Here is a 17,356-nt window from a genome sequence, read left to right as displayed (position 1 = left end):
CGGCGTGGCCTATGGGAATACTCTCGCTGTGCGTGTTTTGTCTGCGCACCTATGTCGCCGCCCAGTTCATGGAGCGGGGGGTGGCCATAGCCGCTGACTGGCAGGCGGCCGTGACGTTGTTCACGCACGATTTTCCCTTGCCGCTGATTACGCCGGTGTGGTCGGCCGGCCTGTTTGTGGCGGCCGACATTGTCTGTGCGGTGCTGTTGATTCTGGGCGCATTCATGAGCAGCGCGTGCGTGGGCTTGCTGATGATCAATGCCGCGTCGTTGTTCTTTGAACCCTTGCTGTGGGATCTGACGCGGCCTGCTCCCTTGCTGTTCCGGCTGTATTCGTCGGCGGCCCTGCTCATGCTGCTTGCGTGCGGGCCGGGACATCTGTCCTTTGACGCGTTGCGCAAGGCGGGAAGACGGCCATGAGCCGCGCGGCGGTATGGCGTATCAAGCCTGCTGCGGCTCGCTGTCGCCCGCATCCGATGTCACGGTGATACCGGTTTCAAAGGCGAAGCGGAACAGGTCAGCTTCGCGTTCAATTCCCAGCTTGCGCATGGCGCTGGCTTTCTGAGAACTGATGGTCTGCTTGGATCGGCTCAGGTGCGAGGCGATTTCGTTGACCGACATGCCCGTCACGTACAGGCGGACGACTTCGAGTTCGCGCTTGGTCAGGTCGGGGCCGGCGGTGCGCGGTTTGGTCGGCGCGGCCGACGCGCCGATGCCCTCGGAAGGAAAGTAGCGCGCGCCCGCGTAGACCGCATGAATGGCGGAGACGAGCTGGCTCGTCTCATGCGCCTTGCTCAGTACCGACTGCACGCCCAGCTTGGATAGCTCTTGCACGATGGCCGGGTTGTCCAGCGTCGTGAAGACCACGATTTTCACATCGGGAAAATGGCGCCGCAGGTACGAGATGAACATGATGCCGTCGCCGTACGCGCCGCCTGGCATGGCGTAGTCGGTCACCAGCACATCGCAGGTCGCGCTGTTGAGCAATTCGACCAGTTGGCCGGAGTCGCGCGCCACACCCTGAATGGCGATGGACGGTATGCAATCCAGTTCGTGCTTGATGCCCGCAAGCAGGGCGGGATGGTCATCGGCGAGCAAGACATGAATTTTCATGGCGCGGCGTGTGGCCTGGCAAGGGCCGAATGAGCTGGGGATAACCCAAGAAATGTAGCGTAATCCGCCGGAATCGGCTGGATATTTTGCAGGCTATTTCGGCCTGTCGTTCCGGTACGAATCTGGCGCCAAGCCGTGTCGGACCCGTACGGAACTTGCCCGCAACGCCGCGTTATTGGGACGCGGCATCACATAATCTTTGACTTTACATAGGACGGGACCCGACAGGGCCTGTGGCGCAAGCGTGTCCTCCGACAGCAACCTTAAAACCTTGATGAACCTTCGCCGGTATCAGCGACGTTTGCTGTTCGGTGGAGGCCTGGCAAGCACGTTGATTGCATTGATGATTCTTGGCATGGGCGTACGCACGGGCATCAATGCGCATGTTGAGGCGCAACGCCGCGCGTTCGCGCTGGGCCACGCCATGGTGATGGAGCATGGGCACCGGGCGCTGATCGACCCGGCCAGGATCACGGGCATGCAGGGCATTGCGATGATCGTCGATGAAAACGGCGAGGTCACCGAATGGGTCGGCGACTGCTGCGATGGCGGGCAGGCGCCCACGCGTGAAACGCTGCGGCGTGTGGCTGCCGTCGGTATCGAGCACCAGCAGGACTGGCATGACGAAGGGCTGTTTATCTTGTCGCAAGGGCTGGACGACAAGCACGTGCTGGTGTTCGCCTATGCCGGCAGCAGCATTGCAGCCGCCGCCAGCGAAGATGTATTCGTGGATGTGATGCTGACCTTGCCGACGCTGGGCATGATGTGGCTGCTATTGATTTCGTTGAAGCTGCGAGTGTTTCGTCCGCTGCTGGAATGGTCCCGGCGCGTGTACGAAGGGGAAAAACTCAGCCGCACGCTGATCGATACCGCGCCGGTCGGGCTGGGGCTGATCTCGTTGGATACCGGCAAGGCGCTGCTGTGCAGCCCGGCCATGGCGGAGATCGCCGCGCGTATCGCGCCGGGCGAGGACGCGCTGCCCGATGCGTGCATTCAATTGCACCAGGCGCATGTGGCGCGCGGTGACGTGAGCTGGCGGCAAGGAACGTTCAACGAAGACCTTCAATTCCAGACGCAGGACCGTATCGGCCTGGACTTGTCGGTCAGCATGGTGCGGGCGCGTTATCAGGGAAAGAACGTGCTGGTCACGGCGTTCACGGACGTCACGGCGAAAAGCCGGGTTGAGCAGCAGCTGCGCAAGGCGCGGCAGGCGTCGGATCGGGCCAATGCGGCGAAGTCCGCTTTTCTGGCGGCGATGACCCATGAAATCCGCACCCCGCTGAACGCCATTCTGGGCAATCTGGAACTGCTGTCGCATTCGGCGCTGGATGCCCCGCAGCGCGACCGGCTGCGCACGATACGGTCGGCGTCTGACGGCTTGTTGGCCATCGTCAGCGATGTGCTGGATTTCTCGAAGATCGAGGCGGGGGAGCTGCGGCTGGAGTCGATTGAATTCGACGTGCTGGAAGTGGCCGCGCAGGCGTTGCGGATGTTCACGCCCACCGCGCGCGGCAAGGGGCTGATCTTGACGGGCCAACTGGGCGACACCGTGACCTTGCCCATGCGGGGAGACCCGACGCGGCTGGGGCAGATCATCAACAATCTGCTGTCCAATGCGGTCAAGTTCACGGAGCAGGGGGGCGTGGCGCTGTCCTTGACCATCGACGAGGCGCAGGCGTCGCTCGTCATGACCGTGGAGGATACGGGCATCGGCATGTCGGCCGAGCAGTTGTCCCGATTGTTCCGCGCGTTCAGCCAGGCCGATCCGACGATCAACCGCCGCTTCGGCGGCACCGGCCTGGGCCTGGCGCTGTGTTCCAGGTTGGCGCAGGCCATGGGCGGCGCCTTGTCGGTGCAAAGCGAAGCGGGGCGAGGCAGCCGGTTTACGTTGCGCTTGCCGTTGGGCGACTGCGAACAGGCCCGGCAGATGCCGCGCTTTGCGGGCGAGCGCATTGCGCTGCTGGCCGCGTGCGCATCGGCGCGAGCTTATGTGGGCCGCAGCCTTCAGGCATGGGGCCTGCGCGTCGAGACCTATGCGCATCCGGCGGCGCTGACACCGGATGGCTCGGGCGAATTCGCGGCGGTGGTGCTGTGGGGCGAGCGGCATGCGTGGCAGGTCGAGGACGAGAATCGGCTGGTCGAGGAAGCGCCGTGGGTGATTGATTGCGGTGAAGACGGGCCGACGGACCCCGTGGCGATGGGCCGCGTGCTGAGTGTGTCGATGGTCGGCTTGACGGGGCTGGCAAGCAGCTTGGGCCATGCCTTGCACGGCACGCCGCTCAGCGCGCCGGATGTGCGGCGGCCGGTGCTTGCGCGGCGGCTGAACGTGCTGGTCGCCGAGGACAATCCGGTGAACCAGCGCTTGTTCGAGGAGCAGCTGCGCGTGTTGGGCTGCGAGCCGACGGCAGTCGAAAATGGCGTGCAGGCGCTGGCATGCCTGGAGCAGGCGCCGTTTGATGTGTTGCTGACCGATCTGGCCATGCCAGAGATGGATGGCTATGCGTTGGCCCAGGCCGCGCGTGCGCGCTGGCCGGCCATGCCGGTCGTGGCGGCCAGTGCCCACATGACGCCGCTTGAGCGGGTGCGTTGCCAGCAGGCGGGCGTGGCGCTGGTGCTGGGCAAGCCCTTGCCGCTGGGCGAGCTGGCGCAAGCGCTGTCCGATGTCACCGGCGTGCGGACGCGGCGTCTGGAGGTGGATCAGCCGCGCAGCTTCCTGGGCGGCCGCGCCATGAGTGAGGACTTGAAGCGCACGTTCCGGCTGGCCTGCGAATCGGCGCTAGCGGAAATCGGCCAGGGCAGGCAGGCGGGGAATATCCCGCAACTGTTGGCGGAGCTGCACAAGCTGCGCGGCATGCTGGATGTCTTCGGCGAACCCGGGTTGAGCCGGCTGACGGCGGATGCCGAAACCTGTCTGAAGACGGGCCGTGGGCTGGATAGGGCAGAGGGACTGCTGGACGCGCTTGCGGCCGGGCTGGCGCGCGCCTCTTCCCCATAGGGGGGCGTCACGTCATAATCGGCGCTACGCCCATCATGGCGTCAGCGCCCTCCCGGCATCCCCGACTCATGACGACTCCCGAGCAAAGCAGTGTTTTGGCCCGTTTGCGCCGCTATCAGCACTTGCTGGTCATGGGGGGCGGGGCGGTCGTCACGATAGTGGTGCTAGCGGCCGGCCTGATGGATGTGGCGGCCTCGGTCAATGCCTATCTGGCGCGCATGAAGGAAGAAGTGTCGATCGACATGCGCCGATCCATGGATTTCACGACGCGCGCCGTCGGCACGTTGCGCAACAACGTCCAAAACATGGAGGAGGCCTGGAGCACCGCGGACGCCGAAAAGCAGGATCGCGAGGCGCCCTTCGGACCCGATGGGCTGCTGCGCGTGCAGCCGGATGCGGATGGGCCGCCGTTGCTCGTGTTGCGCAGCGATGCATCCGCCAGCGCCACTGATGCGTGGCGCTACGTGCGGCTGGCGCGCAGAATGGCCGCTACCACCGCAAGAATCGCCGCGCGTAACGCGGGCGATCTGACCGTCTACTTGTTCAGCCCCGATCGTCAAACGCTGGTCCTGTCCGTCCTGCCGTGGGGCGGCAGCGCGTGGCAGGACAAGGTAGCGGCCGAGCGGCCCGCCCTCTTTGCGGCGCTGACGTCTGCTGACGGCGCAGGCATTGCACCGCCCGAAGGCGGTTGGCGCGACCCCGCCACCGGCACCCCCCGGTTCCGTTGGCTGACGCCCTACGAGAGTCCGCTGACCGGCAAGCAAGCCGTGCGCATCGCGACGGAATTGCGCAGTGCGGCCGGTACGCCGTTTGGCACCCTGGTGTACGAAATGCCGCTGAGCGCGCTGGCCGAACACTTGCCCGAGACCAGTTTTGCAGGCGCGTGCCTGGTGCTGGCGCCGGACGGCTCCTTGGTCGTCGCGTGCCCGGATGCGGCGTCCACCGCGTTGCTGCCCTTGGCGCGCCAGGCGCAGGCCGCGGGGCTGGACAAGCCGTCGCGCAACGTGTTTCTGGAAGGGCACGTGTTATCCGGCTGGCCCTTGTTGCCGACCGGGTGGACGCTGGTGCACGCGCAGTCATGGCGCGACATTGTGACGGGGGTGCGCACGCAGATCATCCTGGCTGCGCTGACGTCGGCCGTCATCATCGCGCTGACGTGGGCGCTGCTGCTGTTGGTGAAGTGGCGCGTGTTCGTGCCGGCAGTGCGGCAGTCGCAACGCGTGTTCGATAGCGAGCAATTGAGCCGGACGCTGGTGGAAACCGCGCCCGTCGGGCTGGGCCTGATCACGGCGAATACGGGGCAGCCGCTGCTGCGCAGCCCGTCGATGATTGCCACGAACAGCCGTGTGGTGGTGGACGGACCGGGCCTTTCCTACGCCTTGTCGCGGCACTTTCTGCAGCAGGAAAAACTGGCCCCGCCGCAATCGGGCGGCGCGGCGGTTTTCGAAGATGACCTGACGTTTTCCACGCGCGACGGGCAGCGGCTGGATTTGTCGGTGAGCATGGTCCGTGCGCGCTATCAGGACGAAGACGTGCTGGTGACGGCGTTTACCGACGTGACGGCCGACAAGCAGCTGGAGCAAGAGCTGCGCAACGCCCGGCAGGCGGCGGACTCCGCCAATGCCGCCAAGTCCGCCTTCCTGGCCGCCATGAGCCACGAGATCCGCACGCCGCTCAACGCGGTGCTGGGCAACCTGGAATTGCTGGCCTACTCGCCCCTGGACGAATTGCAGCGCGACCGCTTGAACACCATCCGCAATGCGTCTGATGGCCTGTTGGCGGTGGTTAGCGACGTGCTGGATTTTTCCAAGATCGAGGCCGGTGAGCTTCAGCTGGAAGACCAGGAGTTCGATGTGCTGGAGCTGGCTTCGCAGACCTTGATGATGTTTGCCCCCGTGGCGCGCGCCAAGAAGCTGGCGCTGGCGGGTGAGCTGGGCGATACCCTGACCTGGCCCCTGCGAGGGGACCCCGCGCGGCTGGGGCAGGTGATGAACAACCTGTTGTCCAACGCGATCAAGTTCACCGAGACGGGGCAGGTGACGCTGCGCTTGTCGCGCGATGAGGCGGCGTCACAGGTGCTGATCGAGGTCGAGGATACGGGTATCGGCATCAGCGCGGATCAATTGCCGGCCCTGTTCCAGGATTTCACACAGGCGGATGCGACGATCACCCGGCGCTTCGGGGGCACCGGTTTGGGCCTGGCGTTGTGCCAGCGGCTGGCCCAGGCCATGGGCGGCACGCTGACGGTGCAAAGCCAACCCGGCGTGGGCAGCCGTTTCACGTTGCGCTTGCCGCTGCACGCTGGCGCATCCATGGCCAGCGAGCGTCCGCGCTTCGATGGCGAACCCGTGCTGCTAGTGGCGGCAATGCAGGCCGAGCGCACGCGGCTGAGCAGCATCTTGCAAGCGTGGGGCGTGGACGTGACGAGCTACGCGCATCCGGCCTTGATTGCGCAAGAGTCAGTCGAAGACGCCAGCGCGCTCGTGTTCTGGGGCGATCGCAAGACCTGGCATCCCAGCGACGAGAATCGCTTGGTGGAGGACGCGTCATGGGTGGTCGATTGCAGCGAAGACGGGCCGGCCCAGCCGGTGGCCTCCGGACGCGTGATCAGCGCGTCGGTGTACGGCCTGCACGGGCTGGCGAGCGGTTTGCAATATGCCTTGCAAGGCCGCGCCTTGGCCGCGCAGGCGGTGGACGGCATGGTGCTGGGCAAGCGTCTGCGTGTGCTGGTGGCCGAAGACAACGTCGTGAACCGCAAGCTGTTTGAAGAGCAGCTGGCCCTGTTGGGCTGCGACGCTACCGCCGTGCCCGATGCCGAGCAGGCCTTGGCGTGCCTGGAGCAGGACACGTTCGATGTGTTGCTGACAGACTTGGCCATGCCGGGGCAAGACGGCTTTGCGCTGGCGCGGCAGGTGCGTCAGCGCTGGCCCGCGATGCCGGTGATGGCCGCTACCGCCAATGTGACGCCGCAAGAGCGCGAAGCGGGCGAGCGCGCCGGCATGGCGCGGGTGCTGGGCAAGCCGCTGTCGCTGGCCGACCTGGGCTTGGCGTTGTCAGAGGTCGCGGGTCTGCCGCCATTGCGCCGCGACGCGTTGGCCGGCAGTGGCCTGTTGGGCGGCCGCCCCGTGGCGGACGCCACCTGGCAGGTGTTCGTGCAGTCTTGCCGCGATGCGGTGCAGGCCTTGCAGGACGGGCTGCGCGCGGAAGATGGCCCCCGATTGCTGGCGGAACTGCACTCTCTGGGCGGCGCGTGCGCGGTGTTCGGCTTGAACGACATCGCAGCACGTGGCGCGGCGCTCGCGCAGTCGATTTCCGCGCAGGGCGTGCGCGCGTGCGAAGCCGAAATCCATGCGTTGGGCGATGCGCTGCTGGCGGTGGTGTTGCAAGAGCCGCTGCATTTGATCAACGTGGCCGACCAGATCATCGCTCGGTTGGAAACCCCTGATGGCAGCGTCAATGCGGCAAGCGTCGCCGAGCTGGCCAAGACTTTGCGCGCAGGCCTGCACGACCGCGGCGGCAGCCGTGCTGGGTGAGCGTCATGCGCTGGCGCTCAGTGCTTTGAACACGTCCCGCACGCACGCTTCCATTTGCTGGGCAGGGCTGCTGACAGGGAAATGGTCTGAGCTGACCGCGTAGCTATGAAATTCGATTTTTTCGGAAAACGGAATCTCGCGTAAGTCAGGCAGGCTCAACGCGCGTGACACCACGGGATTCACGATCGACACCCCCAGGCCCTTGCCCACCATGGTGCAGATGGTGGTGGCGTAGGGCGTTTCGATGGATAGGATTCTGGCGTCGTCGGAAAAATGCCGGTCAATCGCGGCGCGGTTGAAGCTGCCGGAGGGCAAGCAGATGAAGTTCTCGCCAGTGAAGTCGGCGGGGCTCAACCGCTTCTTGCGCGCCAGCCGGTGCGTGCGCGTCACGATACCCACGCCGTACGCGGTATTGATCCGGTCGTATTGCAAGCCTGGCACGTCGGTCTGGATGGAACAGAATCCGATGTCGCAAAACCCCGTGGCCATCCATTTGGCGACGACGTCGGAGCCGCCTGTGTTGACCACGACGGAGACGTCGGGGAACGTGTCGCGAAACAAGCGGATGGCGTCGGGCAGGACGCATTGCGTGATGGACCCGACCGCTCCCACCCGCAGCAGGCCGGTGCCACGCCGGCGGATCGAGTTGGCGCTGTCATTCAGCGATTCCAGGCCGATGAAGGCGCGTTCCACGTCGGTGTAGAACGCATCGGCTTCGGGCGTGGGGATCAGCCGCGTGCCGACGCGTTTGAACAGCACAAAGCCCAGCGTCGCCTCAAGCAGCGCGATCCAGCGGCTGATGTTGGGCTGTGACGTATGCATCAGCCCGGCCGCCGTGGTCATGGACCGCGTCATCATGACGGCGCGGAACGCTTCAATCTGCTTGAAATTCATGGGCGGATGCTCGCAAATATGCTGAGATCAAATCATATCAATTCTGTATTCGAAGCTATGAAAATCTGATTTGACGCATGAATTGGCGCGGGCGGAGACTACGGTTTTACATGCTCAGACCGACGCGAAAATGGAATCCAAAGTCAGCAGCCGCTTGAAGCAACCGCTCGCCCCGGAAGTGCTTCAGTACATTTTTCTTCCGCGCTTGAATCGCGAGTTCTTCGCCAATTTCGAGATGCTGAACCAGATCAATCTTGCGCATCTGGTGATGCTGCACGAGCAAGGCATTCTGGATCACGACGCGTCGGTTGAGCTGGCCCGCGCCCTGCTCAAGATGCAGGCGGATGGGCCGGACGGCATCGAGCTGGACCCGGCGCGCGAAGAAGCCTACTTCAACTACGAAGCGCACCTGATCAAGCTGGTGGGGCAAGCGCTGGGCGGACGGTTGCACACGGCGCGCAGCCGCAACGATATCGGCGCCACCATCGACCGCATCCGTGCGCGGGATTTTGCGACGCGGATCGCGACGGCGCTGATCGGCGTGGCCGATGCGGCATTGGCGCGGGCCGAGCAATATGCCGACTGCGTGATGCCCGGCTACACCCATATGCAGGCGGCGCAGCCGATCACGTATGGCTACTACCTGTCGGCGCTTGTCGATGCCTGGTCACGGGATGTCGCGCGCTTGCTGCACGCTTTGGACACCGCAGATGCCTCGCCGTTGGGCGCGTGTGCGCTGGCGGGCACGTCGTTCCCGATCAACCGCGACGCGACCAGCGCGATGCTGGGCTTTACGCAGCCCTTGGCCAATGCGCTGGACGGCGTGGCGTCACGCGATTTCGCATTGGAACTAAGCGCCGCGCTGTCGATCATGATGATCACCAGCAGCCGTATGGTGCAGGACTTTTATATCTGGTCCACGCCCGAGTTCGGGTACCTGAGCTTTCCCGACAGCATCGCCAGCACCTCCAGCATCATGCCGCAGAAGAAAAACCCGGCGGTGCTGGAGTACCTGCGCGGCAAGACGGGCCATGTGATTGGTTTGACCACCGCGGCGTTCTCGACGGTGAAGTCCACGCACTTCACGCACTCGGGCGACAGCAGCCGGGAGAGCACGCGCACGTGCTGGGAGGCCTGCGACGAATCCTTGAAAGCCCTGGCGCTGATTCAGTTGCTGGTGGAAAAGGTGGAGCCGAACCGCACGCGCATGGCGGCCCGTGCGGCTGACGATTTTTCTACGGTGACGGACCTGGCCGACCTGCTGGTGCGCAAGGCCGACGCGTCGTTTCGCGATGCGCATCACATCATCGGCGCCGTGGTGCGGCAGGCTCTGGAGGCCGGCATCCCGGCCAAGCACATCACGCCTGCAATGATCAATACCGCTGCGGCTGAACAACTGGGCCGCCCAGTTGCGCTGCACGAAGACGATATCGCCGCGTGCCTGGACCCCGTGCGAAATGTGGCCGCGCGGGAATCGCTGGGCGGGCCGGCGCCGGGCCGGGTGCGCGCGCACATCGCCGAGCAAAAGGGTTTGCTGGATCAGTATCGCGGCATCATCGGCGCGGGGGTTCAGCGTGTGGCCAACGCGCAAGCCTTGCTGCAGCGGCGCGTGGGTAAGCTTGTGTCATCTAAGCCAGCGGAGCGTTCCGTTCAGGAAGCCTGACTGGCCCATCATCAAGGGGAAATCAATGCTCAAGACCGTCGCGGCGTTTGCCGCAGCCATGGGGATCAGCCTGGGCGCGCATGCCCAGACGTATCCCGTCAAACCGATAACGCTCGTTGTGCCCTTCGCGCCGGGCGGGACGGTGAACCTGATGGGGCGCTTGCTGGCCAACCGGATGTCGGAATCGCTGGGCCAGCCGGTCATTGTGGAAAACAAGCCGGGCGGCGGCGGCAGCATCGGCGCGAACTTCGTCGCCAAAGCGCCGGCCGACGGGTACACGCTGTTGTTGGCGACGATGGGGCAGCAATCCATTCAGCCGCTGTTGACTAAGAACCTGCCTTACGACGCCAACAAGGACTTTGCGCCGGTGGCGTTGTTTTCCACCGTGCCTAATGTGCTGGCCGTGTCGGCCGACACGCCGGCAAAGACCGTGGCCGAGCTGGTCGAGTATGCCAAGCAGCACCCCGGCAAGCTGAACATGGCGTCGGCCGGCATGGGGTCCGTCAATCATCTGACGGGCGAATTGTTCATGTACCGCTCGGGCGCGAAGTTCGAGCACGTGCCGTATCGCGGCGCGGGGCCGGCCACGGCAGACTTGCTGTCGGGGCAGGTGCAGGTGCTGTTCGCGAATCTGCCGAACGTGTTGCCTTACATCAAGCCCGGCAAGGTCCGCGTGTTGGCGGTGGCGAGTGAACACCGCAGCGCCGCCATTCCAGATGTGCCGACCTTGGCGGAAGCGGGGGTGAAGGATGCGGTGGTGGAGTCGTGGTACGGCGTCATGGCGCCCGCCGGCACGCCCGACGACGTGGTGCGCAAGTTGCAGGAAACGGTGATTGCACTGGCCAAAGACCCGTCGATGGTTGCGCACCTGGCCGAACAGGGCGCCGTGCCGTTTGCCGGCACCCGGCAAGACCTGGCCAAGTTGTCTGATGAAGAAACGGTGCGCTGGAAACAGATCATCGACGGCGCGAACGTGCAAACGAACTGAACTGCCCCGGGGGCGGGGGCGGGCATGCTTGGCTGCCTGTCATCCGCCCCGATTCTCGTACGCGCCTTCCTTGCCGTCTGCATCCCCCATCGCCGCGCGCATGCGTTCGGCCAAATGTTGCTTCAGGCTGTCCAGCGCGCCGGGCGTCCAACCCGGCGCGCCCGTCACGGCCAGCCACGCGTCCACATAGTGTTGCGGCGCGTAGACGTGGCCATAACCAATGGGCGTCTCGGTGCTGACGGACATATCCAGCGCCAGCTGCAACATCGTCACGACCGGCACCCAGCGCAGCTCGGGCGACACATCCGGCCCATAAGGCGGGTCCATCCAGGCGGGGCGGCGGTACAGGTCGCGATAGTCGAAGAAGGTCACGGCGTCGCTGGCATATTGCAGGAATACGATGCGCATCGGCCCCCAGGGCGCATCAGCAGGCACGGGCGACCCCTGTTGATTCATGAAGCGCACGAAGCTGCCGTCGCGCAGTTCAGGCCGCCAGGCCGGGGAGTCCGGGTTGCGGGCGTCGGTAATTGCGCGCCAGATGCGGCTTTCAAAGGGCGGGCCGCTCCAGAGCGCGCCATGGATGGGGTCGCCGATCATTTCAAAGAGCTCCGCCGAGCGCGCGGAATTCATTGCGCCCAGGCTCAAGCCATGCAGATACAGCTTGGGCCGCTGGTCGTGGGGCAGGGTGGTCCAATACCCGTACACAGCACTGAACAGCGCACGCGCGGCTTCCGATCCGTATTCGGGTTGGGCCAGCAAGGACAGCGGGCTGGAGAGGTACGAGTACTGCAAGGCCACGCTTGCGACATCGCCATGCAGCAGATATTCCACGGAATCCATGGCGGCTGGATCGATCCAGCCCGTGCCGGTGGGCGTGACGACCAGCAGCGTGGACCGCTTGAATGCGCCCACGCGCTTCATCTCTTCAAGCGCCAGAGCCGCCCGCGCCTGGGGCGTATCGGCGCCGCGCAGGCCCACGTACACGCGGATGGGTTCTTGCGCGTCGCGACCGGTCTGCGCGCGAATCTCGCTGGCGTTGGGGCCGGACGCAATGAATTCCCGGCCGGCGCGCCCCAATTCATTCCAGGCAATCAACGAGCCGGGTCCGCCTGTCTTGGCGCCGTCCGACGGCTGGGGGCGTTCCGGCTCCAGCAGCGCGTCGTATTCGCGAAACGACGCGTCCAGCACATGCAGCGCGGCGCGGAAAAACACATTGTTGGCCAGCGACCAGAAGATCAGGACGGCGATGGCCGCGCCCGTCACATTGGCGACGCGCCGCGGCACAACGCGGCGTACGTGTCTGGCCACAAAGCGCGCCAGCAATTTGAATAGCCGGCCCAGCGCCAGCAGCGCGGTAAACGTGATCAATGCTGTCGCGCAAACCTTGAAGGGATGGGCGCTGGTCACGGGCTCCATCTGCATCAGCGCGCGTATGGTGTTTTGCCAATCGGCCGCGCGCCACAGGAACAGCGCCAGCACCGACAGGCAAACCACGGTGATGACGGCGTTGACGATGCGCGCCGCGCGGGCGCGGGGCTCGGGCAGTTCCAGATAGGCCCATAGCCAGTGCCACAGCACGCCCAGCCCATAGCCGGCGGCAAGACACGCGCCAGCCAGCACGCCCTGCGTGAGATAGGTGCGCGGCACGAGCGTAGGCGTGAGCGACGCGGCGAAGAACAAGGTGCCCAGCAGCAGGCCGACGCCGGATAGCGATTCCAGGTGCGACCGGAAAAAGGCGGGAAGGCGATGCGGATGCTGCGTCAATGGGGCGTCCTGATCCGTGGGTTCCGAGGGGGATTCTCGCATGGGCGCCCCGGATTTTCATCAGGTGGACGGCGGATTGCCCCCTTGCACCTGCTTGCGTCAAAAAGAATAAAGTGCGAAACGGGTCCCGTGGCGCGGTCGTTGCGGGACGACATCAATAACAGGAGACGGGAATGGATACGGTAAGCAAGCAGGGCGGCAGCGTGCGTGAACAGGTCAGCGCAACCGAATGGCAGGTGCGCACGGATTTGGCGGCCTTGTACCGGCTGGTGGCGCTGTTCGGATGGGACGATTTGATCTTCACGCACATCACCGCCAAAGTGCCGGGCACCGAACATTTCCTGATCAACCCGTACGGCATGATGTTCGACGAGATCACGGCGTCCAGCCTGGTCAAGATCGACCTGCACGGCAACAAGGTGATGGAGTCGGAATACAACATCAACCCGGCCGGCTTCACCATTCACAGCTGTATCCACGCAGCCCGCAAGGACGCGATGTGCGTGCTGCACACGCATTCCATCAATGGCGTGGCGGTGTCGGCGCAGAAGGCGGGCTTGTTGCCCTTGTCGCAGTTCGCGTTCATTGCGCTGCGTTCGCTCAGCTATCACGACTACGAAGGCCTGGCGCTGAACCCGGAAGAGCAACCGCGTCTGGTCCATGACCTGGGTGCGAACAACTACATGATCCTGCGCAACCATGGTTTGCTGACGGTGGGCCAGACGATGGCCGAGGCCTTCCAGGCCATGCACCGCCTGGAAGCCGCCTGCATGGCGCAGGTGCGCGCGCAGGCGGGTGGCGGTGAGCTGATCTTCATTCCGCCGGAAGTGCTGGCGCGCGCCGCCGTGGAATCCCCGGCCGACCGGGCCTATAAAGCGTCGCTTGCCTGGCCGGGCTTGCTGCGCCGGCTGGACCGCCGCAATCCGGGCTACGCCGACTAAGGGAGCAGGTGGCCGAGGGGCGTAGTGGGTGGCCGTTATGGCTGCGATAACGCATTGCGGTTGCGGCTTTCCGGTTAAGGCTTTCGCGGTTTCGGCTTCCCGGTTGCGGCATTCCCGGTTACGGCTTTCCCGGTTACGGCTTTCCCGGTTCCGGCTTTTTCCAGTTACGGCTTTTCCAGTTACGGCTTTTCCAGTTACGGCTTCGCTTTGGGCGTCACGTCCAGGAATTCGCTGCAATCTGGCACCGGCTTGGCTGGCTCGTAGAGTCCGCCATCGGGGTTCCAACGGTACGTTGCCGTGTAGCTGCATTCCGTATCGGCTGCGGGCGCGGCTTGTGCCGCGGTCAGCGCCGGCCGCTTCGTGGAATCCGCGTAGCGGCTCGCGCCAGCGGGCGCGCGCGTGGCCTGCGTCGTCACCTGCAAGTCCGGATACTCCTTGCCCGTTGCGCCCGCCGTGCCAGGCAGAGCGGCAAGCTCCGCCTGGTAGCGGTACGCATCCATGCACTGGCCCGCACGCTTTTTCTCGTCGGCTTGGTTAAAGCAGGCGCGGATCGACGCGCTGGCCGACTTCGGCATGATGAACACCAGGTTTGAACTTGTGGACTCGCCCAGATCCACTTCGAACAGATACAGGTCTTCGCGCGTGAAACTGCCGCCCGAGAACGGCGTTTCCAGGTTGTAGTCCGGCTGCGACGGGCCGATGACGCCGACAATTGCCCGCTCTTCGCTCAGCCGGATCAGATGGGGCCAGACGGTGAAGCTCTTGAAGTTGGGGATGTCGGGCAAGTCCCAGACTTTGCGGTCGGTGCGCAGCGTGCGGCTCGTGGCGTACGGGCCGTTCGTTTCCATCGTGCCCTCGGTGTTGATCCCCACACACCAATCCGTTTGCGCGTTGCAATACAACTTGTTGTCCGCGTTGAGCTTCAGCGGTTCCACTGTGGGTTGCGCCAGGGCCGCTGCCGGTAACGCGGCCGCGATCAGCAAAGCAAACACTTTATTCATAGTGGTTCCCGTGATTGCGGAGCAGGTATGCGCGCATTATTGCGTGAATCGAAGTTACGCCTTTACAAAATGGTGAGGGTTTCGGACAAGGCGTTGCAGGCTGCCGGCCTAACGAGAAATGCAGTCAGACTTCAATTGCAGTCTGACTGCAACCTGAATGATATTGTTGGTGTTTCGAGCTAGGCAGCGCGCGTTTCGCGCCTGGCCAAATCCACCCGTCATAAGGAGCTTTGATGAAGTTGATTCCGACCCTGCTGTTGGGCGCCAGCACGCTGATGCTGACCCTGCCCGCCGCCGCCGCCCCGGTGACGTATGACCTGGACCCGTCCCACACCTATCCCAGTTTCGAAGCCGATCACTTCGGCGGCCTGTCCACCTGGCGCGGCAAATTCAACAAGTCCCAAGGCGTGGTCGTCTTGGACCGCGAAGCGCGTACCGGCACCGTGGACGTCACGGTGGATATCAATTCCGTGGACTTCGGCCACGACGAAATGAACCAGCACGCCGTCGCGCCCGACATCTTCGACGCCGCCAAATACCCCACCGCCACCTTCAAGGGCACCTTCACCAAGTTCGACGGCGACCGCCCCGAAGAAGCCACCGGCGATCTGACCCTGCGCGGCGTCACGCGCAAGGTGACGATGGATATCGACGACTTCAAATGCATCCAGCACCCCATGGAAAAGCGTGAGGTGTGCGGGGCGGACGTATCCACGAAGTTCAGCCGCAAGGATTTCGGCCTGAACTTTGGTTTGGACATGGGCTTCAAGCCAGAGGTGGAGTTGAAGATCCAGGTGGAGGCAGGACGGCGTCCGTAAGCCTAGGCTGTCTGCATGAAAGTACGAAATATCGTACAAAAATTAGGTATAACTAAATTTTGTCTGTTTTATCGTACTTTTCGAAGCGGCTTTGATGTACGGTATATCCACCATGGTGGGATTCAGTTCGAGGAATGTCGACGATGCCGTACTTTCCAACCGCAGTGCTTCCTGCGCAGTTCGGAGCCAGTTTTAAGCGCGAACGAAAGCAGCGCCAGCTCAGTCAGGCAGAGCTCGCCCAGCGAGCCGGCCTGACACGCCAATTGATCGTGCAAATCGAGAAAGGTGAAAACGTGGGCCTGCATTCGATCATGCGAGCCCTGGCCGTGCTCAACATGGGTCTTCGGATTGATACCGCAAGCATCAACTATGACGATGTGGAGCGCATGAGCGATGAGTAACGCGAAGATAAAGCAGCTGGAAATCAGCACGCCGCAAGGCGAGTCGGGGTTACTGGAAAAGGAATCCCGTTTTGTCTTCAACTACACGCGGCCGGAACAAAACCGGGAGATCTCGCTCATCATGCCGCACCGCGCCGAGAGTTACGCCGACACCATCTTGCCACCGATTTTTGCCATGAATCGGCCAGAGGGCTATCTGTATGAAAAGCTCTGGGAACGCTTTGGCAAAGACGTGCAACTCGACGACATGCGTTTGCTTGCCTTGACCGGCAGTAACCAGATCGGACGCCTGCGCTATCGAGAACCGGGCGCGGATGCCATGCGGGTTCAACCCACGATGGGACTCTCGGCGTTGCTGGCCAGCGGGGCAAGCGTTGAACTTTTCGATTACCTGGTCAGCACCTACCTCACGTCCGGCATTTCGGGGTTTCAACCGAAAGTCATGATGCCGGATGCGGACACCGCCAATGCGAAACCCGTCGTCGATAAATCCACCACCTTCACGTCGGACCTGATTGTGAAAGCGGCGGGCGAAGACTATCCCTTTCTGGCGCAGAACGAATTCCTATGCATGAGCGCGGCAAAAAAAGCCGGCCTGCGCGTGCCGGATTTTTGGCTGTCGGACGATGGCTCTCTCTTTGTGATGCGGCGCTTTGATCTGGAAGGCCCGGAACAACTTGGGTTTGAAGACATGGCCGTGTTGTTGCGCAAGACCGCAAAAGAGAAGTACCTGAGCTCATACGAGACCGTCGCAGAAATGATCGGCCTGTTGTGCGGCGCCAATCGAATGGAAAGCCTGGCGCGATATTTTGAATACGTGACGCTGTCGGTCATGGTGCGCAACGGGGATGCGCATCTGAAAAATTTTGGATTGCTCTACCGCCACCCGGGTGCCGAGCCCGCGGCGTTGGCGCCGCTGTATGACGTGGTCACGACCAGCGTGTACGAAATTGAGGACCCGCAGTCTGGCCGCACGCTGTCTGACCGCACCCTTGCGCTGAAGATGAACAAGAAAAAGGAATATCCGACGCGTAAGGGCTTGCTGCAATTCGGCCGTACGGCTTGCGCCGTGTCGCGGCCCGAAGCGGTTATCGAACGGATAGCGGCAGCCATGGACGAAGTCCTGCGGGACGAAGCGCACCGTGTCGACGCAGAATTTCTAGCCAAGATGAAGCGCGAATGGGACAACGGTTGCGCGTCGCTGCGGGCGCCCATGGTGTTCGTGGCAAAGCCGGACGCGTAGTGC

At 63.7% G+C, this 17,356-nt stretch carries 13 protein-coding genes; 9 read left to right on the top strand and 4 right to left on the bottom strand.

Annotated features, from left to right (window positions below; all coding sequences use genetic code 11):
- Positions 1–11 precede the first annotated feature (11 nt).
- Positions 12–419: a DoxX family protein gene (locus tag HV765_RS15040; protein ID WP_175170179.1), complete on the top strand. Its 408-nt coding sequence runs from the start codon at positions 12–14 to the stop codon at positions 417–419.
- A 21-nt stretch (positions 420–440) separates the two neighbouring features.
- On the opposite strand, the gene HV765_RS15035 is transcribed toward HV765_RS15040, so the two are convergent.
- Positions 441–1,112 carry a response regulator gene (locus HV765_RS15035; protein ID WP_054422859.1) on the bottom strand — a complete coding sequence of 224 codons (672 nt, stop codon included), beginning with the start codon at positions 1,110–1,112 and terminating at the stop codon, positions 441–443.
- A 274-nt stretch (positions 1,113–1,386) separates the two neighbouring features.
- Between HV765_RS15035 and HV765_RS15030 the strand changes: the two genes are divergently transcribed.
- Together HV765_RS15030 and HV765_RS15025 are read left to right on the top strand one after the other, a co-directional pair.
- The gene (locus HV765_RS15030) at positions 1,387–4,107 is read left to right on the top strand and encodes a hybrid sensor histidine kinase/response regulator (protein WP_175170178.1); all 2,721 of its coding nucleotides are present in this window, start codon (positions 1,387–1,389) and stop codon (positions 4,105–4,107) included.
- Positions 4,108–4,175: 68 nt separating this feature from the next.
- Positions 4,176–7,640 carry a hybrid sensor histidine kinase/response regulator gene (locus HV765_RS15025; RefSeq protein ID WP_175170177.1) on the top strand — a complete coding sequence of 1,155 codons (3,465 nt, stop codon included), beginning with the start codon at positions 4,176–4,178 and terminating at the stop codon, positions 7,638–7,640.
- Between the two features lie 3 nt (positions 7,641–7,643).
- Here the strand turns inward: HV765_RS15025 and HV765_RS15020 are convergent, their stop codons facing one another.
- The gene (locus tag HV765_RS15020; RefSeq protein ID WP_054422851.1) at positions 7,644–8,534 is read right to left on the bottom strand and encodes a LysR substrate-binding domain-containing protein; all 891 of its coding nucleotides are present in this window, start codon (positions 8,532–8,534) and stop codon (positions 7,644–7,646) included.
- Between the two features lie 130 nt (positions 8,535–8,664).
- Here HV765_RS15020 and argH point away from each other — a divergent pair, with 130 nt between their 5' ends.
- Entirely contained in the window at positions 8,665–10,197 is a 1,533-nt protein-coding gene (gene argH / locus HV765_RS15015; RefSeq protein ID WP_175170176.1) for an argininosuccinate lyase, read from the top strand.
- A 25-nt stretch (positions 10,198–10,222) separates the two neighbouring features.
- Positions 10,223–11,185, top strand: coding sequence for a Bug family tripartite tricarboxylate transporter substrate binding protein (locus HV765_RS15010; RefSeq protein WP_054422847.1), 963 nt, complete (start codon positions 10,223–10,225; stop codon positions 11,183–11,185).
- Between the two features lie 39 nt (positions 11,186–11,224).
- On the opposite strand, the gene HV765_RS15005 is transcribed toward HV765_RS15010, so the two are convergent.
- Positions 11,225–12,991 (bottom strand): alpha/beta hydrolase, encoded by a 1,767-nt coding sequence (locus tag HV765_RS15005; protein WP_175170175.1) that lies wholly within the window; start codon positions 12,989–12,991, stop codon positions 11,225–11,227.
- Between the two features lie 131 nt (positions 12,992–13,122).
- Between HV765_RS15005 and HV765_RS15000 the strand changes: the two genes are divergently transcribed.
- Positions 13,123–13,890, top strand: a complete 768-nt coding sequence (locus HV765_RS15000) for a class II aldolase/adducin family protein (protein ID WP_175170174.1) — start codon at positions 13,123–13,125, stop codon at positions 13,888–13,890.
- A 194-nt stretch (positions 13,891–14,084) separates the two neighbouring features.
- Here the strand turns inward: HV765_RS15000 and HV765_RS14995 are convergent, their stop codons facing one another.
- Positions 14,085–14,891, bottom strand: coding sequence for a hypothetical protein (locus tag HV765_RS14995; RefSeq protein ID WP_054422843.1), 807 nt, complete (start codon positions 14,889–14,891; stop codon positions 14,085–14,087).
- A gap of 233 nt (positions 14,892–15,124) precedes the next feature.
- Between HV765_RS14995 and HV765_RS14990 the strand changes: the two genes are divergently transcribed.
- The 3 genes from HV765_RS14990 to HV765_RS14980 all read left to right on the top strand — a co-directional run bounded on the left by HV765_RS14990 (position 15,125) and on the right by HV765_RS14980 (position 17,353).
- Positions 15,125–15,709 (top strand): YceI family protein, encoded by a 585-nt coding sequence (locus tag HV765_RS14990; protein ID WP_054422838.1) that lies wholly within the window; start codon positions 15,125–15,127, stop codon positions 15,707–15,709.
- 143 nt (positions 15,710–15,852) lie between these two features.
- Positions 15,853–16,110, top strand: coding sequence for a helix-turn-helix domain-containing protein (locus HV765_RS14985; RefSeq protein ID WP_175170173.1), 258 nt, complete (start codon positions 15,853–15,855; stop codon positions 16,108–16,110).
- Positions 16,103–17,353 carry a type II toxin-antitoxin system HipA family toxin gene (locus HV765_RS14980; RefSeq protein ID WP_175170172.1) on the top strand — a complete coding sequence of 417 codons (1,251 nt, stop codon included), beginning with the start codon at positions 16,103–16,105 and terminating at the stop codon, positions 17,351–17,353. The genes HV765_RS14985 and HV765_RS14980 overlap by 8 nt, the downstream gene beginning before the upstream one ends.
- The last annotated feature ends 3 nt before the right edge of the window (positions 17,354–17,356 follow it).

Origin of the sequence: Achromobacter kerstersii (assembly GCF_902859595.1) — a bacterium.
GTDB classification, from domain to species: Bacteria; Pseudomonadota; Gammaproteobacteria; order Burkholderiales; family Burkholderiaceae_B; genus Achromobacter; species Achromobacter kerstersii.
This window is presented reverse-complemented; position numbering and strand designations above follow the sequence as displayed.